Origin of the sequence: Saccharothrix ecbatanensis (assembly GCF_014205015.1) — a bacterium.
GTDB lineage: Bacteria > Actinomycetota > Actinomycetes > Mycobacteriales > Pseudonocardiaceae > Actinosynnema > Actinosynnema ecbatanense.
Map to the genome: position 1 here is coordinate 7,770,899 of NZ_JACHMO010000001.1, position 22,183 is coordinate 7,793,081.

Here is a 22,183-nt window from a genome sequence, read left to right on the forward strand (position 1 = left end):
CCGACAACCGGTGTTTGAGCCAGAACTTCTTACGACTGAAAGGCGATATCGGGAGTAGCTTTGTGGTCGTGAACACCGAACTGGATCACGTGGATTGGGCCCTGTTGGAGGCCCTCCAGGAGGACGCGCGGCTGTCGTACAACGAGCTGGCACGGCGGGTGCACGTCTCACCGCCGACGGTCGCGCAGCGCGTGCGGCGGCTGGAGAACGCGGGCGTCATCACCGGCTACCGCGCGACCGTGGACCCGACGGCGGTGGGGCGGTCGGTGGTCGCCTTGGTGCGGATGAAGTGCTACGGGCCGAGGTGCATCACGGTGCACCCGGAACTGCTGGACGACTGCCCGGAGGTGGTCGAGGTGGTGCGGCTGACCGGCGACATCTGCTCGGTGGTGAAGGTGGTGACCACGTCGATCAGCGAGCTGGAACGGCTGCTCGTGCGGCTGGGCGGCTACGGCGAGACGTCCAGTGCCATGGTGCTGTCGACGCCCATCCCGTGGCGCCCGGTGCTACCCGGCTGACCGTCAGCCGGAGTTGGCCGGCTTGGATTCGGCAGGCCAGGTTCGGTCGGCCAGGTTCGGCAGGCCTGGGTTCGGCAGGCCCGGGTTCAGTCGGCTGGGGTTCAGCTGGCCGGGCCTGGCAGCAGCTGGCCGAGCGCGTGTCGGACGTGCCCTTGCGTGCGTTCCAACGCCTCCGCAGCGCGCGCTGCGGGCACATTGGTCAACAAGTGCACCAGAGCCACCTTCAGGTCACCGCCCGCGTCGGCCAATGCGGTCGTGCACTCCAACTCGCCCAGACCCGTCGCCTCACGCAGGATGCGCACGGTCCGGCCGCGCAGCTTCGCGTTGGTGGCACGCATCGACACCATCAGGTTCGAGTACGTGCGGCCGAGACGGACCATCACGGCGGTGGAGAACGACGTCAGCACCAGCTTCTGCGAGGTGCCCGCCTTCATCCGGGTGGAGCCCGCGATCGCCTCCGGCCCGGTGTCGACCGCGATCAGCACGTCCACCTCGACGGGCGCCGGCGCGGTCGGGTTGTTGGACACCAGAACGGTGTGCGCGCCCATCGTGCGGGCCTGTTCCAGCGCGGCCACCACGAACGGCGTGCGGCCGGACGCCGTGACGCCCAGCACCAGGTCACCGGCGGCGGCGTGCCGGCGGATCTCGGCGGCGCCGTCGGTCCCCTGGTCCTCCACGTCCTCCACGGCGTTCACCAGCGCGTCCCGGCCGCCCGCGTGGTGGGCGACGAACCAGTCCGGCGGCGCGTTGAACGTCGGCACCAGCTCGGCGGCGTCGAGCGTGGCCAGCCGGCCGGACGTGCCCGCGCCGACGTAGTGCACCCGGCCGCCCGCACGCAGCGCGCCGACGGCGAGGTCGGCGGCACGGGCCAGCTCCGGCAGCACGGCCGCGACCGCGTCCGGGACCAGCTGGTCCTCGGCGTTGATGAGCCGGAGCACCTCCAGCGTGGAGAGCCGGTCGATGTCCTGGGTCCGCGGGTTCCTGGCCTCGGTGGGGGATTCCACGCGGACCGCGACATCGTGCCGGGGCGGCGTCATTTACCGGACTCCCGGCGTCGCCTGCCGTCCGGTCGGGCGCCCAGGCGATGCCCCGACACCGCGTCGTACGTCGCTTCGAGGGCCATCTTGGCGCTGTCCACGTGCCGCTGCGCGACGCCGATGAACAGGCAGTCGATCACGGTCAGCTGGGCGATCCGGCTGGCCATCGCACCCGAGCGGAACGTGGTCTCGCGTGCCGCCGTGGTCAGCACGTGGTCGGAGACCTCGCTGATCGGCGAACGCGGGAAGTTGGTCAGCGCCACCGTGGTCGCGCCGCGATCCTTGGCCACCCGCAGCGCCTCGACCGTCTCCGACGTGGAGCCGGTGTGCGAGATGCCGACCGCCACGTCCGCCTTGGTCAGCACGGCGGCGGACGTGAGCGCGATGTGCGTGTCGTTCCACGCGAAGCAGATACGCCCTATCCGGTGCAGCTTCTGCTGGAGGTCGAACGCGACGAACGCGCTCGCGCCGAAGCCGTAGACGTCCACCCGGCCCGCGCCGGCGACCGCCTCGACCACCGCTTCCAGCGTTTCCACGTTCAGCTGCTCGGCGGTCTCCTCGACCGCCCGAGCGTCCGCGAACGCCACTTTGCCCACCACCTGACGCATGTCGTCGCCCGGGCCGATGTCTCCGCCCAGGTCGCGGTCGGTGCGCATCGACGTGCGTGCCGTATCGGCCGCCAGAGCTATGCGCAGTTCGGGGTAGCCGCCGACACCGATCGCCTTGCAGAACCGGGTCACCGTTGTCTCGCTGGTGCCCGCGGCCTCGGCGACCTCGGTGATGCTCCGGTGTGCGACGGTCGCCGGGTTGTCCAGCACGACCTTGGCGACCCGCTGTTCCGCGCGGGCCAGGCCCGGCAGGAGTGAACGGATCTTGACCAAGGGACTGGAGTCGGCGTGACTTTCGGTGGACACGTGGGAAACTTACTAACCGCTCAACCTACGGTCAACGGAGGGTGGGCTTAACTCACCCCAAACGTGACACGATTTCACCATTTGGTCGATCACGCGGTCGGTCGCCACGTCACTAACGGTCCGCGGCCCACCACCCTTCGGCACGAAGACCCGCGGGCTCGCGCTCCGCGTCAAGTGCCACGCCGTGCTCGTCGGTGATGCGCACGGCGTCCACGTACACACCGCGCCCGCCGTAACCCGTGCCGCGGACGTACCGCCAGCGGTACTGCGTCGCCGACGCCGTCTCGACCTCGACCTTGTGCCACCGCCGCTGCCCGTACCCGGCCAACACCTGGACTTCGCGCCAGGTGGCGCCGTCGCCGGTCGCCTCGACCACGACCTTGTCGCCCGGGTCCAGGTCCACGAACGCCCAGAACGACAACCGCTGCGTCTCCGACCGCTGCGGGAGGTCACGCGTGGTCAACGTGCCGCCGTTCGTGTCGGGCGTCCACGCCGTGCCGTGCCGCGGCCGGACCGCCATCGCTTGCGCCAGGCCGTCGGCCGCCACCCGCCGGGCCGGGTTGATCGAGCCCCAGTTGCGGCTCGGGTGCACCCGGTTGGTCAGCAGGATCGCGATCGACCGCGACAACGGGTCCAGCACCAGCGTGGTGCCCGTGTAGCCGGTGTGCCCGGCGGCCCTCGGCGACGTCAGCGCGCCCATGTACCAACGCTGGTCCAGCTCGAAGCCGAGACCGTGCGCGTTGCCGGGGAAGGCCTGGTTGAAGTCCGTGAGCATCAGCTCGACGGTGCCCTCCTCCAGGATCCGGCCGCCCGCGTGCACGCCGCCGTTGAGGATCGCCTGGCCCAGCACGGCCAGGTCGCGCGCGGTGGCGAAGACACCAGCGTGACCCGCTACCCCGCCCAGCGACCAGGCGTTCTCGTCGTGCACCGAGCCGCGGATGATGCCCCGGCCCGCCTGGTACTCGGTGGCCGCGACCCGGTCGAGCTTCGCCGCCGGCGGGTTGTAGCCGGTGTCCACGAGGCCGAGCGGCGCGGTGATGTCGTCGCGCACCAGCTCGTCCAGCTTCTTGCCGGACCACTTCTCGGCCAGCAGGCCGAGGGTGATCAGGTTCAGGTCCGAGTACAGGTACGTGCTGCCGGGGGTGCTGCGCGGCTTCGTGTCCATCACGGCCTTGATCCGCGACGGCACGTCCGGGTACTGCGACCACAGCGGCAGCCAGGCCACCAGGCCGGACGTGTGCGTGAGCAGCTGCCGGACGGTGATCGACTCCTTGCCGTTCACGCCGAACTCCGGCAGGTGGCGGGCCACCGGGTCGTCCAGCCCGAACCTGCCCTGCTCGTGCTGCCGCATCACCACGATCGAGGTGAACAGCTTGGAGATCGACGCCAGGTCGAAGATCGTGTCCTGGGCCATCGGCACGCGCTGGGCCTCGGGCAGCTCGGTGCCCGCCCCGTCGGAGTAGCGGACCGCCCAGCCCGTCGGCTCGTGGGTGACCACGACGCCGTCGTGCGCGAACAGCGTGACGGCGCCCGCGAAGAGCGGGTGGCCGGTGGCGTCCGCGACGGTGTAGCGCTGGACCTGAGCCAGGGCGGCGTCCAGCGGGGCCGGGTCGAGTCCCACGTGTTCAGGGGTACCCGGACGCAGCACGCTGCTCGCCCAGCCCTGGTGCGGCTGGTCGAAGCGGGCCTCGCGGCCCTCGGCGTGCGCCGGCAGGGTGACGGTCACGGCCATGGCGGTCGCGATCAGCAGGGCAGGGACGCGCATCGCTGTCTCCCTCTACCGGTAGCTCAGGTAAGGCGTGCGGGTGCGTTCGAACGTGGCCAGTTCGTCGGCCCAGGCCCCGACCACCTCGTCGGCGCCCGCGCCCGCGTCGACCATGCGGCGCAGCCGGTCGGAGCCGCTGAGCTTGTCGATGTAGTGGTCCGGGCGCCACGCGAAGACCTGCGGGTAGCGGGCCTTCGCCGCGACGATCATGGCGACCGCGGTGCGGGGCGCGTCGAAGCTGTGCGGGTCGGTGAGGTGCAGGGTGACACCGGCGCACAGCTTGTTCGCGAACTTGTTGAACGTCGGCGTGAAGTACGTCTCGCGGAACCGGACGCCGGGCAGGCCCAGCGCGTTGAGGTCCTCGGCCCAGCGCCAGTCCAGGCCCGGCGCGCCGATCGTCTCGAACGGTCGGGTGGTGCCGCGGCCCTCGGAGAACACGAGCCCTTCGAACAGGCACGTGCCGGGGTAGACCAGCGCGGTGTCGTGCGTGGGCACGTTCGGGCTCGGCGGCACCCACGGCAGGCCGGAGTGCAGGTCGCTGCGCTTCCAGCCCTTCACGTCGACCACTTCGAGGCTGCTCACCCGGCCGCCGTCGGTGGGCAGGAACTCGCCGTCGAACAGGCGGGCCAGCTCGCCGATCGTCATGCCGTGCTGCTGGACGATCGGCTTGCGGCCGACGAAGGTCGCGTGGGCCGGGTCGAGCTGCGGGCCGCGGGCCGTGCCGCCGACCGGGTTGGGGCGGTCGAGCACGACGAACCGCGTGCCGGTCTTGGCGGCGGCCTGCATGACCGCGTACATGGTCCAGATGTAGGTGTAGAAGCGCGCGCCGATGTCCGCGATGTCGAACACGAGCGTGTCGACGCCCGACTTGGCGACCATGTCGGCGATCTTGGCGACGTTCGCGCCGTAGGTGTCGTAGACCGGGATGCCGGTGCGCGGATCGAGGTAGTTGCCCTCCGAGCCGCCGGCCTGTGCCGTGCCGCGGAAGCCGTGCTCCGGTCCGAACGCGGCCTTCGGAGCCAGTCCGGCGGCCACCATCGAGTCCACGATGTGCGTGTGGTCGCGCAGCACGCCGGTCGGGTTGGTGACCACGCCGACGTTGTGGCCCGCGAACCGCCGCCAGCCGTCTTCGGCGAGCTGCTCGGCGCCGGTGTGGACGGTGCGCGGGCGGTCCGGGTGATAGGGGTTGTCCGTGCTCGCGCCGCTTTCGGTGGCGAGGGCGCCGAGCGCCGGCACGGCGAGGGCCCCTGCGGTGAGGAAGTGCCTGCGGTCCATCGGGATCACCACTCCATGCCGTGGCCGAAGGGGTACGGGGTCGGTCCGGGCACCGCGACCGGGAGCTTGCCCGCCGGCGCCACCTCACCGGTGATCACCCTGGCCAGCGACTCCATCGAGCCCGCGCCGTAGGAGTAGGTGGCGAGCCATGTCGGCGCGGCGGTGTGCGCCACGTCGTACGGGTTCCGCACGGCCACCGCGACGACCGGTTTGCCGGTGGCCAGGAGCCTGGTCAGCAGAGCCTGCTGCGCGGGCTGGCCGGACAGCGCGTTGGTGAGCACCACGACCACGTCCGCGTTGGCCGAAGCCTGGACGACGGCGGTGATCTGGGCTTGGGTCGGCGCGGTGCCGGTGGGCATCGCCGTGCCGCCCAGGACGGTGGCCAGCGTGCGGGTCGTCGTCTCGCCCCAGCCGGTGACCAGCGCGGCGGTCGGCTTGGCCCGCAGCGGCAGCACGCCGGCGTCGTTGCGCACGGCGGTGATGGTGCGGTCGGTGATCCGACGTGCGGCGGCCAGGTGCTCCGGCGTGCCGAGGGCGGCGTCGACCTGGTCGAGGTCCACCTGCCGGCCGTTCAGCATGCCGCGCATGAACTTCATCCGCAGCACCCGCAGCACGCTCTGGTCGATCCGCTGCTCGGTCAGCTCACCGCTGCGCACGGCCGCGAGGACGCTGTTGAACGCCTCCTCCAGCTTCACCGGCATCAGGAGCTGGTCGACGCCCGCTTTCAGCGCCAGCACGGGGATCTCCGCGTCCGGGTGGAGCTGCCGCACGCCCGCCATGGCGAGCGAGTCGGTGATGACCACGCCGTCGTAGCCCAGGTCTTCGCGCAGCAGGTCGAGGACCGGCTTGGACAGCGTCGCCGGCTCACCCGACGGGTCGATCTTCGGCATCCGGATGTGCGCCGTCATGATCGAGTCGATGCCCGCGGCGATGGCGGCCTGGAACGGCGGGGCGTCCAGTCGGCGCCACTCCTCGGCGGTGCGGTCGACCTTCGGCAGGGTCGTGTGGCTGTCCTCGGCCGTGTCGCCGTGGCCGGGGAAGTGCTTGGCGGTGGCGCTGACCGCGTGCGGCGAGAGGAAGCGGCCCTGGTAGCCGCGGACCTGGGCGGCGGTCAGCTCGGCCGCCAGCGCCGGGTCGCCGGAGTACGACCGCACGCCGATGACCGGGTTCTGCGGGTTCGAGTTGACGTCCGCGTCCGGCGCGAAGTTCTGGTTGATGCCCATGGCGCGCAGCTCGCGGGCGGTGATCGCGGCGGCCTCCTGGGCGTCGTCGGCGCTGCGGCCGGCGCCCAGGGCCATGTTGCCGGGGAACTGGGTCGCGGGCGGCCCGATCCGGGTGACGATGCCCATCTCCTGGTCGACCGAGATCGCCAGCGGGATGTCGCTCGCCCGCTGGACGCCATTGGAGAGGGCGGCGATCTGGCGCGGTGTGTCGATGTTGTCGTAGCTGGAGTTGTTGAAGTAGATGACCCCGCCCGGCTGGAACTTCGCCACCACCTCGGCCGGGGTCGCCACGCCGAAGTCCCGCACGTTGCCGGGGTGCGCCTCGTCTGGCGACTGGCCGTGCAGATAGGTGACGAACAGCTGGCCGACCTTCTGCTCCAGCGACATGCCCCGGAGCAGGGCGGTGACGTTCTGGGCCTGGTCAGGCGCGGCCTGCGCCGATGTTGTCACTGCTGTCACTGCGGAAGCCGCGGCCAAGGCGACGGCGACGAGCGGACGGAGCACAGCGGCCTCCCACTGGGAATCTTCCACCACTAAGTGGTGCGGTTCGCAAGTTACCCACGTCACAGGGGCGGGTCAACGGGTTGCGTTCGGTGGCCAGTGTGCGGAGGGGGTCCGACAATTCCGGGGCTTCGGGCGTCACCCAATCGGGCACTGTTCACGGAGGTTCGGCGGTTCGGCAAGTGCGGCGGTCCGGTGGTTGCGCAGCACAAAGACGGTGGGGCCCCTCGTGAGGGGCCCCACCGTCGTCAGCGCGGGCTTGCGAGTTACCAGGCGTGCAACTCGTGTCGTACCAACCTGGCCTCGGCGTCCGGCGTCCCGGTACGCAGGCCCTAGACGACAAGCCTCCCGCGGCGTGCTGCGCGTGGGTGTCTCGAAGTCCGCGCACGGAGCTCTGCCGGGGTGGACGCTGCTTCTCTTCCGCTTCGTCCCTGGCCGACCCGAGGTCCGCACTTCCTTTGTAGTAGGTGTGCGGCGTCACAGCAAGGGCTCGATGGGGTGCACCGGTCAAGCGACGTTAAGTAGTGGAAAGGCTTTTGTGACAGTGGTTTCGCGTCGGCGCGGGCCGCCGGTACCGCTGTCCGGGGCAAGGCCGGGTGAATCAGCTCCGGCGCCGCCTGCGCAGGCCGTACCAGGCCACGCCTGCGGCCGTCGCGGCACCCAACCCGATCGCGGTGACGGCCACCGCGGTGCCGGACGGGCGGGGGATGCGGGCGCGCAGGGACACCGGGTCGGAGAACGTCAGCGACGGCCACCCGCGCTGGACCGCGACCTTGCGCAGCGCGCGGTCCGGGTTGACCACGGTCGGGTGGCCGACGGCCTCCAGCAGCGGCAGGTCGCTGATCGAGTCCGAGTACGCGTAGCAGCGGCTCAGGTCGTAGTCGTGCTGTTCGGCGAGCTGCTTGACGGCGATCGCCTTGTTCTCGCCGGCGCAGTAGAAGTCCACCTCGCCGGAGTAGCGGCCGTCGGCGACCACCATCCGCGTGCCGACGCTGTGCGTCGCGCCGACCATGGTCGAGATGGGCGCGACCAGCTCCTCACCCGAAGCGGACACCACCACCACGTCATGGCCTTCGGTCTGGTGGTCGGTGATGAGCTGGGTCGCCTCCTTGTAGACGAGGGGGTCGACGATGTCGTGCAGCGTCTCCTCGACGATCGAGCGCACCTGCTCGACGTCCCAGCCCTGGCAGAGCGCGGTGATGTGCGAGCGCATCCGGTCCATCTGGTCGGCGTCGGCGCCCGCCAGCATGAAGACGAACTGCGCGTAGGCGCTCTTGAGCACCGCACGCCGGTTGATCAGGCCCTCTTGGAAGAAGGGCCGGCTGAACGCCAGCGTGCTCGACTTGGCGATGACGGTCTTGTCCAGGTCGAAGAACGCGGCGACTCGACTGCCTTCGGTGGCGTGCTCGGTCACCGGTCCAGCTTAAGGCTGGGCAGCACGTACCGGCCGCCGGTACTAGTTCGTCAGTTTACGAACTGAGTGTGCGGTCGCCGAAATTTCCGTGTCCCTCTAACGTGAAGACACGCATGACCGTGTCCCGTGGGGATACAGTAGACGGGTCCGGCTCGACCGGACAGGTTCAGTCCGACCCCCCGGGACTGAACCAATGACGACCCCCGTCCCTCCCCCCTGGCGGGGGTCGTCCCATGTCCGGAGTCGGTTCTGCCGGGCCATCGCGCTGGACCTCCGCGCACTTGCACCCCTTCTTGCATCAGTCGTCGATGTTCTTGCGTCGCGCCCGCGTCCGGCCCGTGACGGCTCGTTCGCGCCCGCTTTCGGGGCCTCCGGTTGTCCACAACCCCTCCGGTTGTCCACATCTTGATCATGAACCGTTGTGTCCTTCCTCACCGCTGACCACGGTGGAACCCGTAGATCCACGACGGGGAGGACGCGATGAAGCGACCGGTGGCCTTGGTGGCCGAAGCGGTTCTGGTGGACGAGGTGCTGCACGCGGCGGCGATCGTCGGCTGCGAGGTGGAGCGCGTGGTCGACGTGACGGCGTTGCGCGGTCGGTGGCACGGCGCGCCGGCGGTGGTGCTGGACGAAGAGGCCGTGATCGCGTGCGCGGCGGCGGGGTTCCCGCGCAGACCAGGTGTCCACGTCGTCGGCGCCGGCCCTCCTGATCCCGCGACTTGGCGGCGTGCGCTGGCATTGGGCGCGGAGCAGGTGCTGGAGCTGCCCGGGGACCACGATCGGCTGCGGGCGGTGTTGGCCGACGCGGCCGAGGGTGATCCGGTCGGTGACGGCAAGGTGCTGGCCGTCCTGGGCGCGCGTGGTGGCGCGGGTGCGTCGGTGCTGGTGGTGGCCGTGGGTCAGGCCGTGTTGTCCGCCGGCGGGCACGCGTTGTTGGTCGACTGCGATCCGTTGGGCGGTGGGCTGGACCTGACGTTGGGCGCGGAACGGCAGGAAGGGCTGCGGTGGCCGACGTTGCAGCTGACCGGTGGGCGTGTTCCGGCGGCGGCTCTGCGTTCGGCGTTGCCCGGTCGCACGGGTGGGCGCGGCAGCCTGACGGTGCTGTCCTGCGGCCGGACGGGTCCGGGCCCCGAGCCGGACGCGGTCGTGGCGGTGATCGAGGCGGGCCGGCGTGGCGGTGGCACGGTCGTGTGCGACGTGCCGCGCCAACTGACCGGTGCGGCGTGCGCGGCGCTCGACCGGGCCGACCTGACGGTGCTGGTGGTGCCGGCGGACGTGAAGGCCTGCATGGCGGCGAAGACGGTGGTCGAGCAGGCCGGTGAGCGCGGCGTGCCGCTCGTCGCGGTCGTGCGAGGGCCGGCGCCGGGCGGCTTGTCCACCGCGCAGGTGGTGGAGGCGGTGGGTGTTCCGCTGCTGACGGCCATGCGTCCGGAGCCGAGGCTGGCGACGGCGCTCGATCAAGGCCGCTTTCCCGATCGCGGCCCGTTGGCGAAGGCGGCGCGGGAAGTCCTGGCGGTGCTCCATGGCGTGTGACCGCAGGCCGACCTTGAAGCGCCATCCCGCGTTCCGGCCGGTGCCGGCGTTCCGGACCTGTCGTCCGGTGCTGCTGTCGACGCTCCTGCTCGCCGAACTGTCCCTGTCCGATCGGCCTGTGCTCGCTTCGCGCGGGTCGGCGGCTGCGTTGGTCGAAGCGGCGCACGAGGTCTTGGCAGTGCGCGCTTCCCGTGCGCTGCAAGGCGTTGTCGAAGGAGGCGGGCCGTGAACGACCTGGTGGAACGGGTCCGGCAGCGTCTGGCCAACGGGCGTGCCGATCTGACCTCGGCAGCCGTCGCGGCGGCGGTGCGTGGCGAGGCCGGCGGGGTGCTGGGTGATGAGGACGTCCAGCGCGCGCTCACCGTGCTGCGCCAGGAGTTCGTCGGCGCGGGCCCGCTCGAACCGCTCCTGCGTGACCCGGACACGACCGACGTCCTGGTCACCGGGCCGGATCAGGTGTGGGTCGACGGCCTCACCGGGCTGCGTCGCACGGACGTCACGTTCCCCGATGAAGCGGCCGTGCGGAGGCTCGCCCAACGGCTCGCGGTGGCCGCCGGCCGGCGGTTGGACGATGCCGCGCCGTACGTGGACGGGTGGTTGCCCGGTTCGGTCCGGCTGCACGCCGTGCTGCCACCGATCGCACCGCTCACGTGCCTGTCGCTGCGGGTCCTGCGCCCCGCCGTGCACGACCTGGCGACGTTGGCCGCCTGTGGCACGTTCGACCAGCCGACTGCTGGTCTGCTCCGCGCGATCGTGGTGTCCCGTCAGGCGTTCCTGGTGGTCGGCGGCACGGGCTCGGGCAAGACGACGCTGTTGGCCGCCCTGCTCGGCTGCGTGCCGCACCACGAGCGGGTGGTTTGCGTGGAGGACGCAGGGGAGCTCCAGCCCGACCACCCGCAGGTCGTCCGGCTGGTGGCGCGCGGCCCGAACGTCGAGGGCGCGGGCGAGGTGACGATGCGCGACCTGGTCCGGCAGGCGTTGCGGATGCGCCCGGACCGGATCGTGGTCGGCGAGGTCCGGGGCGCGGAGGTGTGCGAGCTGCTGTCGTCCCTCAACACCGGGCACGACGGGGGCGCGGGCACGTTGCACGCGAACTCGCCGGCCGAGGTCCCGGCACGGCTGGAGGCGTTGGCCGCTCTGGGCGGGCTCGACCGGCACGCGTTGCACAGCCAACTCGCGGCGGCGGTGAAGATCGTGCTGCACGTGCGCCGTGCGGCTGACGGCACGCGTCATCTGGCCGAGATCGGTGTGCTGGAACGGCGTTCCGGTGAGTTGTTGGTGCGGCCGGCGTGGCGGCGTGACGGTGGCTGGCAGGAGAGGGCCGGCGCGCTGAAGGCGTTGGTGGGGCTGTCATGAGCTTCCTGCTGCTGGCAGTCGCGCTCTTGCTCTTGCCCTCGTCGGCGGCTCGACGACGTTTGGTCGGGCTCGAACGGGGGCCGAAGCCGAGGTGGAAGCGGCCGAAGCCCAACCAGCCGCTCGCCGTCCTGGCCGGTACGGCGCTGGGCGCCCTGGCGGGAGTGGGCGGGGCGATCGCGGGTGCGTTGCTGGCCGCGACCGTCTGGCGCGCCTACCGGGAAATCGTCGAGCAGCGTGACCACCTCAAGGCGTCCACGGCCTTGGCCGACGGGCTGAGCGCGTTCGCCGCCGAGCTGCGTTCGGGCGCCCACCCGGCCAAGGCCGCCGTCGGTGCGGCCGAGGACGCGGAGCCACCGGCGACGGAGGTCCTGCGGGCGATCGCGGCGACGTCGGCTCGCGGTGGGGACGTGGAGGCGGCACTCGCCGACTTCCCGGACGCCCGCCACCTGGCGCGGGCGTGGCGGCTGTCGGCGGTGCACGGCGTGCCGTTGGCCGAGGTGCTGGAGGCCGTCCGTCGGGATCTGGACCGGCGAAGCGCGTTCGCCAGGCAGGTTCACGCCCGCATGGCCGGACCACGGGCCGGCGCCGCTGTCTTGGCCGGTCTGCCGCTCTTCGGCGTGATGCTCGGCGAGTTGGGCGGTGCGCGTCCGCTGGCCGTGCTGACCGGCACCGCGCCGGGGCAGGTGCTGTTGGTGGCGGGAGCGGTGCTGATCTGTGCCGGGTTGCGGTGGAGCGGTCGGCTGACGAGGCAGGTGATCGCGTGAGCCTGCTGGTGTTCGCCTTGGCGCTGCTGGTGTTCCCGCCGCCGCCGAAGGCCGCGTTGAGGTTGAAGCCGAAGCGCGAGCGTCAGCCCAAGGTGAAACCCGGACCGGCGGACCCGTTCGCGCAGGCGGCGACCTGGGACCTGCTGGCCGCCGCCCTCCGAGCGGGTCTGCCGGTGGCGCGTGCGCTGCACGCCGTGCTGGCCGGCGTTCCACCCGGGCCGGCCGAACGCCTCCGGGAGGTGGTCGACCTGCTGACGTTGGGCGCCGACCCGGTGGACGCGTGGGCCAAAGCCCTCCGCCACCCGGACACCGCGCCGCTGGCCAGAGCGGCCCGCCGCACCGCGCGTTCGGGAGCGGCCCTGGCCGGTGCGGCGGCGGACCTGGCCACGGAGGCGCGGGCGAAGGTGTCCGACCAGGCCGAGGCTCGTGCGCAACGTGCCGCGGTGCTCGTGGCGGGGCCGCTGGCGCTGTGCTTCCTGCCGGCGTTCCTGTGCCTGGGCGTGCTGCCCGTGGTGATCGGCCTGATCGGCAACGTCAGCAAGAACTGGTGACAGTCCATAGTGGACAGAGGAGTGAAAGATGCTGGTACGCAAGGTGTTTCGGGATGACAGTGGGATGTCGACTGTGGAGTACGCGATCGGCATGCTCGCGGCGGCCGCGTTCGCCATGATCCTTTACGCGGTGCTCACCGGGAACTTGACGCTCGGCCTCCTCCAAGGGCTGGTGCAACGGGCGTTCACGGTGAGCTTGTGAACGGTGTGCTCGCGGGCGACCGGGGTGGGGTGACCGTCGAGGCGGCGGTGGCGGTGTGCGGGTTGGTCTTCGTCCTGGCCCTCGGGCTCGCGGCCGTCATGGCGGTGGTGGGGCAGGTGCAGTGCACCGACGCGGCACGTGAAGCTGCGCGGTTGGTGGCTCGTGGCGACGACTCGCGAGCGGAGCGGGTGGTCGGGGAGATCGGGCCACGAGGGGCGCGGTGGGTGATTCGAAGAGAGGGGGACACGGCTTGGGTCGAGGTCACCATCACGCGCCTCGGGGTCGAGCTGGGTGCTCGTGCCTACGCGGTGTTGGAGCCAGGAGTGGCCGATGGGTGACCCGGTGACCGGGTGGACCGGGTGGGCGCGCGGGAAGGGCAGGGAGAGCTGGCGAGGGACGGGGGCGGTGTCGACGGAGCCGGGTGAGGGATCGGGGGTGGCTGCTGGGTGACCGGGTGGGCGTTCGGGAAGGAGGGCGGGAGTGCTGGTGAGGGACCGGGGTGGTGTCGGCGGGGCCGGGTGGGGAGTCGGGAGTGGCTGTGGATGACCGGGGTTCGGCGTCTGTGGTGGCGGTGGCTATCGCTGGTGTGTGGTTCGCGTTGGTGGTGGTCGGTGTGCAGTTGGGTCAGGCGGTTGTGAGCAGACACCAGGTGACCGCGGCGGCTGATCTTGGTGCGTTGGCGGCGGCTGGGCAGTTGGTGTCCGGGGCCGATTACGCCTGCGGGAGGGCCGCTTGGGTGGTCGGGCGGATGGGTGGCCGGCTGGCTGAGTGCCAGGTCAGCGGGTGGGAGGTGACCGTGATCGTGTCCGGTGAGCCCTCGGTGTTCGGCGCGCCAAGTGCACGCGCACGGGCAGGTCCGACTGAAGAATGACCCCTTCGTGCCGCGACGAACGGTTGTCCGCCGACGGTGAGCGGACTCACACGGCCGCAGTTTCGCGGCTTGACGGCGGGTGAACGGCCACCGCAGCGTTCTGCTGCCCACCCCGCCCCACCCCGCCCTGCTGCGCTCAACGGGCCACATCGACCAGTTATCGACAGGCGGTTACCAAACCCCCCGGCCGTGTCGTTAATTCAAGTGGCGGCACCGACACGGTGTCGAACAACACGCGACACGGTGTCGTTGATCGCAAGCAGGAGGCGACGAAAGATGGAGTGGTCGGATAGCTGGCGCGGGGCCTTCCGCATCGAGCTGCGCGCAGAGGCGGTCAACCTCGCGTGGCACGGGTGGCCTGTGCTGCCGGGCACCTATCCGGCGGGCGAGCAGTGGGCCGGGCGCGACGGGGTCGAGGACGACGGCCCGACGCCGGTGCACCGCGACTGGCAGGAGCGCATCGGCACCAAGGCGGAGCAGGTCGCCACCTGGTGGACGGGCCACTCCTACAGCATCCTGCTGGCCACCGGCCACGGCGTGGACGCCATCGAGGTGAGCGCGGACCTCGGCCGACGGGCCGCGGTCGAGCTGCGCGCCACCGGCATCCCGGTGCCGATCGTGGCGACCCCGGCGGGCCGCTGGATGTTCCTGGTCGCCTCCGGCGCGAGCGCCGCGGGCACGGACACCGACGCGGACGTCAGGCACTACGGCAAGGGCGAGTACGTCCCGCTGCCGCCGAGCCCGTGCGACGTCGGCGTCGTGCACTGGCGGGTCAAGCCGCAGATCTGCGCGTGGCACCTGCCGCACGCGCGCGTGGTCCGGGACGCCCTCGTCCAGGCCGCGAACCCCACCCCCGACTACGGCCTGGTCGCCGCCGACCGGTCCTGATCGACTCGGCCGTGCCGGACGTCGTGGAATTGCTCCCCGACCACCCCGAGCACGACGTCCAGCACGGCCACCCCGCCCGCCTTGTCCAGCGGATCGTTGCCGTTCCCGCACTTCGGCGACTGCACGCAGGACGGGCACCCGGCCGGACACGCGCAAGCAGCGATGGCCTCCCTAGTAGCGACCAACCACGGGACTACCGCGTCGAATCCGCGGTCGGCGAACCCGGCTCCCCCGGGATGACCGTCGTGCACGAACACCGTCGCCTCCCCGGTGTCCTGGTGCAGCGCGGTCGAGACTCCGCCGATGTCCCAACGGTCACAGGTCGCGAAGAGCGGTAGCAGGCCGATCGCCGCGTGTTCGGCGGCATGCAGTGCGCCGGGGATGCGCGCCGGAGCCAGACCGGCGCCCCCCGGCGCACTGCCACGCGAACCCGACCTCGCGCCCGGCGACGGCCCGGTGCTCGACGGCCCGGTGTCCGATGCCCCCGTGGCCGACAGCCCCACGTCCGACAGCCCTGTGCTGGACGCCCCGGTGCTCGGCGCCCGCGTGTCCGACGCTCTCGTGTCCGACGCTCTCGTGTCCGACGCTCCCGTGCTCGGCGCTCCCGTGTCCGACGCTCCCGTGCTCGGCGCTCCCGTGTCCGACGCTCCCGTGCTCGGCGCTCTCGTGTCCGACGCTCCCGTGCTCGGCGCCCGCGTGTCCGACGCTCTCGTGTCCGACGCTCCCGTGCTCGACGCTCCCGTGTCCGACGGCCCAGCGCCCGCCGGCTCCGCGCCGGACAGCGCCGTGTCGAGCAATTCGGCCGACACCGTGTACCAGACCGCCCGCGTCACCAACGTCTGCGCGGGCAGTGCCAGCGGCACGGAGTCGATCACCTGGCCGGATGGCAGCTTCCGCAGGTACCCGACGACCTGCGAGGTCACCTCCACCTCGCCCAAGCACACCGTCACCCCGTCGAACGACCGCTGCTCCAGCACCCGCACGACCGTGATGTCCTTGGTGTCACGGGCCGTCGTCGTCCAATCCGGCTTCTCCGCGTGCACCAGCGCGATACCGCTGTCCAGGTCCAGATCGTCCACCACGTACGACTCGCCCTGGTGCAGGTAGACCGCGCCGGAGTGCACCTGCCAGCACGCCGAGCCGTGGTCGACCGTGCCGAGCATCCGCCCCGAATCGGCCTCCACCACCACGACCTGCTCGCCACCGGACCCGCGGATGTCCACCTCACCGTGCGGCCGGTCGTGCGCGGTCCAGTACCAGCCGTTTGGTCGGCGGCGCAGCACCCGCCGCGCGACCATGTCCTCCACCACGGCGAGCGCCGCGTCACCGCCGAACGCGGTCAGCGACTCGGGTGTCAACGGCAGCTCGGCCGCCGCGCACGCCAGGTGCGGCTCCAGCACGTACGGGTTCGTCGGGTCCAGCACCGTCGCCTCGACCGGCTTGTCCAGCACCGCCGACGGGTTGTGCACCAGGTACGTGTCCAACGGGTCGTCCCGCGCCACGAACACCACCAGCGCGTCCGCGTCCTCCGTCCGCCCCGCCCGCCCGGCCTGCTGCCAGAACGACGCCAGCGTGCCCGGGAACCCGGCCACCACCACCGCGTCCAACCCGACGATGTCGACGCCCAGCTCCAACGCGTTCGTCGTGGCGACACCCAACAACTCGCCCGACGACAGCGCGCGCTCCAACGCCCGCCGCTCCTCCGGCAGGTACCCGCCGCGATAAGCCGCGACCCGTGCAGCCAGCGAAGGATCGACCTCCGACAGCAGCCGCCGAGCGCCCAACGCGGTCAGCTCCGCACCCACCCGCGACCGCACGAACGCCAGCGACCGCGCGCCCTCCACCACCAGCTCGGCCAGGATCCGCGCCGTCTCCGCACCGGCCGACCGGCGCACCGGAGCGCCGTTCTCGCCTTCCAACTCCGCCAACAGCGGCGGCTCCCACAGCGCCACCGTCCGCCCGGCCCGAGGCGACCCGTCCTCCGTCACCGCCGCGCACGGCAACCCCAGCAGCGCCGAAGCCGACGCCGCCGGATCGGACACCGTCGCCGACGCCAGCACGAACACCGGGTCCGCGCCGTACCGCTGGGCGACCCGCCGCAACCGCCGCAACAACAACGCCACGTGCGAACCGAAAACACCGCGGTACGTATGACATTCGTCGACCACCACGTACGACAGCCGGCGCAGGAACCTGATCCACCGGGCGTGGTTCGGCAGCACGCCGCGGTGCAGCATGTCGGGGTTGCTGAAGACCCAGTTGGCGTGCGCCCGCACCCAATCGCGTTCCGCCATCGGGGTGTCACCGTCGAACGACGCGGCCCGAACGCCCGGCACGCCCAACGAGTCCACCGATCTCAACTGGTCCGCGCCCAACGCCTTCGTCGGCGAGAGGTACAGAGCCGTTGCCTTCGGATCAACTGTCAACGCGCTCAGCACCGGCAATTGGTACGCCAGCGATTTCCCCGACGCGGTGCCCGTCGCCACCACGACATGTGATCCGGACCACGCCAGTGAAGCGGCCTCCGCCTGGTGCCGCCACGGCTCCGCCACACCCCGCTCGACCAGCGCGGACACCACCGGAGGGGCCGCCCACGACGGCCACGGAACGGGCTGCGCCGGACGCGCCGGTTGGTCTTCGATGTGCGTCAACGGCGATTCGCCCGCCGGAACTCCGGCGAGGACCCGGTCCAGCAAACGACGTCCCTGGTTCGCCACGAGGCGCAGCTTCGCACACCCCACCGACAGCACCCGTCTCATGGCGGGACACCGGACCATGGTCAGTTAAAACTGCCTGTGTGGATAACGGTGTGTGCACGGATCGGGACGCGTTGTTGCCTACTTGCGGTCTATGAATAGACTCCGCCGCTATCGCATCCAATGAGGGGTGCATCACGTTGTGTCGGGGTAGACAGTCGCGTGAGTGACCCGCCCCACACCGCGGGGTGGCCCTGCCATTGGGCTTGGAAAACTCACCAGGAGGACGGATGTCCCGGCATTTCCTCGCGGAGGGCCTAGAGCTCTCCGGAGGTGATCGCGGCCTCGTGGCCGTGGTCGCCGCGGTCGCCCTGGCTGCCCTGGCCGTGGGCTATGTGCTGCTCCGGGAGGTACTGGCCGCGGGCCAGGGCACCTCCAAGATGCAGGACATCGCCAAAGCGGTCCAGGAGGGCGCAGCGGCCTACCTCAACCGGCAGTTCCGAACGCTCGGCATCTTCGTCGTCGTCGTGTTCGTGCTGCTGTTCGCGCTCCCCGCCGAAGACACGGGGGAGCGCATCGGCAGGTCGTTGTTCTTCATCGTCGGCGCGGTGTTCTCGGCGATCATCGGCTACCTCGGCATGTGGCTGTCGACCCGCGCGAACGTGCGCGTCGCCGCCGCCGCCAGGGAGACCGGCGGCCGGGAGAAGGCCATGCGGATCGCGTTCCGCACCGGTGGCGTGGTCGGCATGTTCACCGTCGGGCTCGGCCTGTTCGGCGCGGCGCTGGTCGTGTTCGTCTACGTCGGCCAGGCGCCGCGGGTGCTGGAGGGCTTCGGCTTCGGCGCCGCCCTGCTCGCCATGTTCATGCGGGTCGGCGGCGGCATCTTCACCAAGGCCGCCGACGTCGGCGCGGACCTGGTCGGCAAGGTGGAGCAGGGCATCCCGGAAGACGACCCGCGCAACGCCGCGACCATCGCGGACAACGTGGGCGACAACGTCGGCGACTGCGCCGGCATGGCCGCGGACCTGTTCGAGTCCTACGCCGTCACGCTGGTGGCGTCGCTGATCCTCGGCACCGCCGCGTTCGGCGCGAAGGGCCTGCTGTTCCCGCTGATCGTTCCGGCGATCGGCGTGCTCACCGCGGTCATCGGCGTCTACATCACCAAGGCGCGGACCGGCGAGAACGGCCTGACCGCGATCAACCGATCGTTCTACATCTCGGCGGTGATCTCGGCGGTGCTGTGCACGATCGCCGCGTTCGTCTACCTGCCGAGTTCGTTCGCGAGCCTTCAGGGCGTGGACGGCGCCGTCGCGGCGACTCCCGGCAACCCGGCCCTCATCGCGGCCATCGCGGTGATCATCGGCATCGTGCTGGCGGGCGTCATCCTGTGGCTGACCGGCTACTACACCGGCACCGAGCACAAGCCGGTCAAGGAGGTCGGCCGCACGTCGCTCACCGGCGCGGCGACCGTCATCCTGTCCGGTATCTCGGTCGGCTTCGAGTCGGCGGTCTACACCGCGCTGGTCATCGGCGGCGCGGTCTACGGCGCGTTCCTGCTGTCCGGCTCGGTGATCGTCTCGCTGTTCGCGGTCGCGCTGGCCGGTTGCGGTCTGCTGACCACGGTCGGCGTGATCGTGGCCATGGACACGTTCGGCCCGGTCTCCGACAACGCGCAGGGCATCGCCGAGATGTCCGGCGACGTGGACGGCGATGGCGCGCGGATCCTCACCGAGCTCGACGCGGTGGGCAACACCACCAAGGCCATCACCAAGGGCATCGCGATCGCCACGGCGGTGCTCGCGGCGACCGCGCTCTTCGGCTCCTACAAGGACGCCATCGAGAAGGCGCTGAAGAGCGTGGGCAGCGAGTTCAACGACCTCGATTTCGTCACGTTCGCGCCGAACGTGCTGGTCGGCCTGATCATCGGCGCGGCCGTGGTGTTCATGTTCTCCGGCCTCGCGGTCAACGCGGTGACCCGTGCGGCGGGCGCGATCGTGTTCGAGGTGCGCCGCCAGTTCCGCGAGAACCCCGGCATCATGGACGGCACGGTCAAGCCCGAGTACGGCCGCGTGGTCGACATCTGCACGAGGGACTCGCTGCGCGAGCTGGCCACCCCCGGCCTCCTCGCGGTGATGGCGCCCATCGCGGTGGGCTTCGGCCTCGGTGTCGGCCCGCTGGCCGGCTACCTGGCCGGCGCGATCGCCACCGGCACGCTGATGGCGGTGTTCCTGGCCAACTCCGGTGGCGCCTGGGACAACGCGAAGAAACTGGTCGAGGACGGCAACCACGGCGGCAAGGGCTCCGACGCCCACGCCGCCACCGTCATCGGCGACACGGTCGGCGACCCGTTCAAGGACACCGCCGGTCCGGCCATCAACCCGCTGCTCAAGGTGATGAACCTGGTCTCGGTGCTGATCGCGCCCGCCATCGTGGGCTTCTCGGTCGGCGCCGACGCGTCGGCCGGTGTCCGGTACGCGATCGCGTTCGTGGCCGTGGCGGTCATCGTGGCGGCCGTGATCGTGTCCAAGCGGCGCGGCACGGCCATCGCGGACGCCCCGGCGGAGGCGACCACCTCCGCGTGAGGCTGAGGTGAAGGCGGGACGTCCCGGTCGGGGGGCGTCCCGCCTTCGCTTGGTCGGCCTAGGCCAAGTGGGTGCACACTGGACGTGATGACCAGGACTAACGGGAGCACCCTCATGAGACTTCTGCCGCTGATCGCCGCGACCGCACTGGTCGTGACGGTGACCGGGTGCGGATCCGGGGGTGACACCACCACCACCCCCACGACAGCGTCCACCTCGCCGTCGGACGCCGCGGCCGTCGAGTACGCCGACAAGGTCTGCACTGCCGCCGCGGCGTTCAGCAAGGTGCAGAAGACGCCGCCGACGCTGGAAGGGACCGACCCGGCGAAGCTCAAGGCCGAGATGGGCACGTACCTGGGCCAGATGGCCGACGCGTACGCCCAGTCCGCGACCCAGCTGCGCGCGGTCGGGCCGTCGCCGGTGGCCGGGGGTGACCAGCAGGTGGAGAAGATGGCGGCGACGTTCGCCGACATCTCGAAGAACTTCAGCGACGCGAAGGTCGCCACCGAGGCGGCGGACGCGAACGACTCCGTGGGCGGGTTGCAGGCGGCCGGTGAGGCCATCAAGCGGCTGGAGGACTTCGTCACGCCCTTGAAGCAGCTGGAGGCACTCCCGGAGCTGATGGAGGCGTCCGAGAAGGCGGCGAGCTGCCAGGACCTGAAGACGGTCGCTCCCTCGGAGCCCGCGGCGCCTACGTCGTAGTAGGTTGCCCCTTCGGTTTTCGACTCCTCCGGGGGGATTTGTGAAGCGCAGCTTCAAGTGCCGAGCCGGGCTGGCGGGCGTGTTCGCCGCGGTCCTCGTCACCGCCGCGTGCGGTGGCGACGGGTCGTCGTCCTCGGGCTCGTCGAAGACGGCCGCCACCACGACCGCGACGGCGGCGGCCAACGCCGACCCGGTCAAGTGGACCGGCACGTTCTGCGAGGGCATGGGCCCGACCATCGAGGGCGTGATGACCCTGCTCAAGGCCATGTTCGAGGGTGGCGCGGAGGACCCTGCCGTGCAGAAGGCCGCGCTGCTCGACTACAGCGGCAAGGCCGGCCAGTCGATGTCCGAGGCGGGCGAGAAGCTGGCGGCGCTCGGCGCGCCGTCGGCCGACGCGCAGGAGCTGCACGACGAGCTGGTCAAGTTCTTCACCGACTCGGGCAAGACGGCGAACGAGGTCAACGCCGAGTTGACGAAGCTCGACCCGGCCGACCCGGAGTTCTCCGCCAAGCTGGAGAAGCTGGGTGGCGACCAGGCCGACCCGTCCAAGCTCCAGGAGCAGATCAAGAAGCTCCAGGAGGACCCGGAGCTCGCCGCGGCGTTCAAGCAGGCGCCGGAGTGCGTGGCGTTGTCCGAGACGCTCAAGGGCCTCGGCGGCTGACCTGCGGTTCGGGTGCCGTTGAGACGCATGAGGCCGTTGGGGCGCGTGGTTCAGCCCTTCGGAGACTGGCCGTGGTCGAACGTGTGTTCTACGCTGCCTGTCCGTGGGGCAACTGTCCTTCTTCTCGGCCGAGGCGCGACAGCCTTGCGTCGGTGACCTGGCGGGCCTGCTGTGCGGGCCCGGCCAGGCGCTGGGCTTCGCCCGCGGCCGGGCGGCCAGGGTGTCGGTGACGGTCGACACCCACTGCCGTGCCGCGGCTGTCGCGGCGGCGTTGGCCGAGCGTGGCGTGCAGGCCAGGACCGACCTGGACGAGGACGGGTCCGTGCAGGTCACGACCGCTTTCCGGATCGACCTGACCGGCCTGGCCGGGCAGTGGCTTGACGGTTCCCGCAAGGTCGTCCCCGCCGATTTCACGCTCGACGGCGGCGCGCTGCGGCTCTGGGCGCTGGCATCCGGGCGTTGGGTGGAGACCGGGTACTTCCTCGGGCTCGACCCGGAATCACCGGACACCCACGAAGCGTTGCGAAAAGCGTTGGCCACGTCGGGCCTCCCCTCGACACTCTGGACCGGGAAAGAGGGGGGACCGGCGCTGCGTGTCGTCGGCAGACGGCGGCTCGAACGGCTCGCCGAGCTGGTCGGACGTGCGCCGCGGGGCGTCGCCGAGCGCACCTGGCCGGCTGCGTAGCGCGTCCTCTTGACGGAAGATCAGGCACAGTTGTGTCACCCTGTC

General features: G+C 71.2%; 21 protein-coding genes. 14 read left to right on the plus strand and 7 right to left on the minus strand.

Annotated elements, in window-relative coordinates:
• Positions 1-68 precede the first annotated feature (68 nt).
• Complete coding sequence (locus F4560_RS34135; RefSeq protein ID WP_312869640.1) at positions 69-518, plus strand: Lrp/AsnC family transcriptional regulator; 450 nt, start codon at positions 69-71, stop codon at positions 516-518.
• 101 nt (positions 519-619) lie between these two features.
• Here F4560_RS34135 and murQ read toward each other — a convergent pair whose 3' ends face one another.
• From murQ to F4560_RS34165, 6 genes are all read right to left on the minus strand, one after another.
• Positions 620-1,555 (minus strand): N-acetylmuramic acid 6-phosphate etherase, encoded by a 936-nt coding sequence (murQ, locus tag F4560_RS34140; RefSeq protein WP_184927162.1) that lies wholly within the window; start codon positions 1,553-1,555, stop codon positions 620-622.
• Positions 1,552-2,469, minus strand: a complete 918-nt coding sequence (locus F4560_RS34145) for a MurR/RpiR family transcriptional regulator (RefSeq protein ID WP_184927164.1) — start codon at positions 2,467-2,469, stop codon at positions 1,552-1,554. Before F4560_RS34145 ends, murQ begins: the two co-directional genes overlap by 4 nt.
• A gap of 112 nt (positions 2,470-2,581) precedes the next feature.
• On the minus strand, positions 2,582-4,234 hold the full coding sequence (locus F4560_RS34150) for a serine hydrolase domain-containing protein (RefSeq protein WP_184927166.1): 1,653 nt from the start codon (positions 4,232-4,234) through the stop codon (positions 2,582-2,584).
• A 12-nt stretch (positions 4,235-4,246) separates the two neighbouring features.
• A complete protein-coding gene (locus F4560_RS34155; protein ID WP_184929556.1) occupies positions 4,247-5,515 on the minus strand; it encodes an exo-beta-N-acetylmuramidase NamZ family protein in 1,269 nt (422 codons plus the stop codon).
• Positions 5,515-7,182: a glycoside hydrolase family 3 protein gene (locus F4560_RS34160; protein WP_376775374.1), complete on the minus strand. Its 1,668-nt coding sequence runs from the start codon at positions 7,180-7,182 to the stop codon at positions 5,515-5,517. Before F4560_RS34160 ends, F4560_RS34155 begins: the two co-directional genes overlap by 1 nt.
• Before the next feature lie 652 nt (positions 7,183-7,834).
• The gene (locus F4560_RS34165) at positions 7,835-8,647 is read right to left on the minus strand and encodes an HAD-IB family hydrolase (protein ID WP_033441918.1); all 813 of its coding nucleotides are present in this window, start codon (positions 8,645-8,647) and stop codon (positions 7,835-7,837) included.
• Between the two features lie 480 nt (positions 8,648-9,127).
• On the opposite strand from F4560_RS34165, the gene ssd reads away from it, so the two are divergent.
• The 9 genes from ssd (at position 9,128) to F4560_RS34210 (ending at position 14,812) form a co-directional block, all read left to right on the plus strand.
• Entirely contained in the window at positions 9,128-10,180 is a 1,053-nt protein-coding gene (gene ssd, locus F4560_RS34170; RefSeq protein ID WP_281391970.1) for a septum site-determining protein Ssd, read from the plus strand.
• A 13-nt stretch (positions 10,181-10,193) separates the two neighbouring features.
• The gene (locus F4560_RS34175) at positions 10,194-10,409 is read left to right on the plus strand and encodes a hypothetical protein (RefSeq protein WP_184927169.1); all 216 of its coding nucleotides are present in this window, start codon (positions 10,194-10,196) and stop codon (positions 10,407-10,409) included.
• Positions 10,406-11,536 (plus strand): TadA family conjugal transfer-associated ATPase, encoded by a 1,131-nt coding sequence (locus F4560_RS34180; protein WP_184927171.1) that lies wholly within the window; start codon positions 10,406-10,408, stop codon positions 11,534-11,536. The genes F4560_RS34175 and F4560_RS34180 overlap by 4 nt, the downstream gene beginning before the upstream one ends.
• Positions 11,533-12,300 (plus strand): type II secretion system F family protein, encoded by a 768-nt coding sequence (locus tag F4560_RS34185; RefSeq protein WP_184927172.1) that lies wholly within the window; start codon positions 11,533-11,535, stop codon positions 12,298-12,300. The genes F4560_RS34180 and F4560_RS34185 overlap by 4 nt, the downstream gene beginning before the upstream one ends.
• A complete protein-coding gene (locus tag F4560_RS34190; protein ID WP_184927174.1) occupies positions 12,297-12,851 on the plus strand; it encodes a type II secretion system F family protein in 555 nt (184 codons plus the stop codon). The genes F4560_RS34185 and F4560_RS34190 overlap by 4 nt, the downstream gene beginning before the upstream one ends.
• Positions 12,852-12,915: 64 nt before the next feature.
• Positions 12,916-13,053 carry a DUF4244 domain-containing protein gene (locus F4560_RS34195; protein WP_246477920.1) on the plus strand — a complete coding sequence of 46 codons (138 nt, stop codon included), beginning with the start codon at positions 12,916-12,918 and terminating at the stop codon, positions 13,051-13,053.
• Positions 13,050-13,391 (plus strand): TadE family type IV pilus minor pilin, encoded by a 342-nt coding sequence (locus F4560_RS34200; RefSeq protein ID WP_184927178.1) that lies wholly within the window; start codon positions 13,050-13,052, stop codon positions 13,389-13,391. The genes F4560_RS34195 and F4560_RS34200 overlap by 4 nt, the downstream gene beginning before the upstream one ends.
• Before the next feature lie 200 nt (positions 13,392-13,591).
• Entirely contained in the window at positions 13,592-13,924 is a 333-nt protein-coding gene (locus F4560_RS46735; protein ID WP_376775433.1) for an Rv3654c family TadE-like protein, read from the plus strand.
• Between the two features lie 276 nt (positions 13,925-14,200).
• Positions 14,201-14,812, plus strand: coding sequence for a bifunctional DNA primase/polymerase (locus F4560_RS34210; protein ID WP_184927182.1), 612 nt, complete (start codon positions 14,201-14,203; stop codon positions 14,810-14,812).
• On the opposite strand, the gene F4560_RS34215 is transcribed toward F4560_RS34210, so the two are convergent.
• On the minus strand, positions 14,782-17,571 hold the full coding sequence (locus F4560_RS34215) for a DNA 3'-5' helicase SftH (protein ID WP_246477921.1): 2,790 nt from the start codon (positions 17,569-17,571) through the stop codon (positions 14,782-14,784). The two genes, F4560_RS34210 and F4560_RS34215, sit on opposite strands and share 31 nt — an antisense overlap.
• A 227-nt stretch (positions 17,572-17,798) precedes the next feature.
• Between F4560_RS34215 and F4560_RS34220 the strand changes: the two genes are divergently transcribed.
• The 4 genes from F4560_RS34220 to F4560_RS34235 all read left to right on the plus strand — a co-directional run bounded on the left by F4560_RS34220 (position 17,799) and on the right by F4560_RS34235 (position 22,138).
• Positions 17,799-20,090 (plus strand): sodium-translocating pyrophosphatase, encoded by a 2,292-nt coding sequence (locus F4560_RS34220; RefSeq protein WP_184927184.1) that lies wholly within the window; start codon positions 17,799-17,801, stop codon positions 20,088-20,090.
• Between the two features lie 114 nt (positions 20,091-20,204).
• The gene (locus tag F4560_RS34225; RefSeq protein ID WP_246477922.1) at positions 20,205-20,792 is read left to right on the plus strand and encodes a hypothetical protein; all 588 of its coding nucleotides are present in this window, start codon (positions 20,205-20,207) and stop codon (positions 20,790-20,792) included.
• A gap of 40 nt (positions 20,793-20,832) precedes the next feature.
• Complete coding sequence (locus F4560_RS34230; RefSeq protein WP_184927188.1) at positions 20,833-21,453, plus strand: hypothetical protein; 621 nt, start codon at positions 20,833-20,835, stop codon at positions 21,451-21,453.
• 103 nt (positions 21,454-21,556) lie between these two features.
• Positions 21,557-22,138, plus strand: coding sequence for a hypothetical protein (locus F4560_RS34235; RefSeq protein WP_184927190.1), 582 nt, complete (start codon positions 21,557-21,559; stop codon positions 22,136-22,138).
• Positions 22,139-22,183: the final 45 nt, after the last annotated feature.

What these genes read in the sequence shown, in the direction of transcription:
- murQ (WP_184927162.1), bottom strand. Translation starts at nt 1,555, where the DNA reads ATGACGCCGCCCCGGCACGATGTCGCGGTCCGCGTGGAATCCCCCACC.
- F4560_RS34150 (WP_184927166.1), bottom strand. Translation starts at nt 4,234, where the DNA reads ATGCGCGTCCCTGCCCTGCTGATCGCGACCGCCATGGCCGTGACCGTC.
- ssd (WP_281391970.1), top strand. Translation starts at nt 9,128, where the DNA reads ATGAAGCGACCGGTGGCCTTGGTGGCCGAAGCGGTTCTGGTGGACGAG.
- F4560_RS34185 (WP_184927172.1), top strand. Translation starts at nt 11,533, where the DNA reads ATGAGCTTCCTGCTGCTGGCAGTCGCGCTCTTGCTCTTGCCCTCGTCG.
- F4560_RS34195 (WP_246477920.1), top strand. Translation starts at nt 12,916, where the DNA reads ATGTCGACTGTGGAGTACGCGATCGGCATGCTCGCGGCGGCCGCGTTC.
- F4560_RS34210 (WP_184927182.1), top strand. Translation starts at nt 14,201, where the DNA reads ATGGAGTGGTCGGATAGCTGGCGCGGGGCCTTCCGCATCGAGCTGCGC.
- F4560_RS34215 (WP_246477921.1), bottom strand. Translation starts at nt 17,571, where the DNA reads ATGAGACGGGTGCTGTCGGTGGGGTGTGCGAAGCTGCGCCTCGTGGCG.
- F4560_RS34220 (WP_184927184.1), top strand. Translation starts at nt 17,799, where the DNA reads ATGTCCCGGCATTTCCTCGCGGAGGGCCTAGAGCTCTCCGGAGGTGAT.
- F4560_RS34225 (WP_246477922.1), top strand. Translation starts at nt 20,205, where the DNA reads ATGAGACTTCTGCCGCTGATCGCCGCGACCGCACTGGTCGTGACGGTG.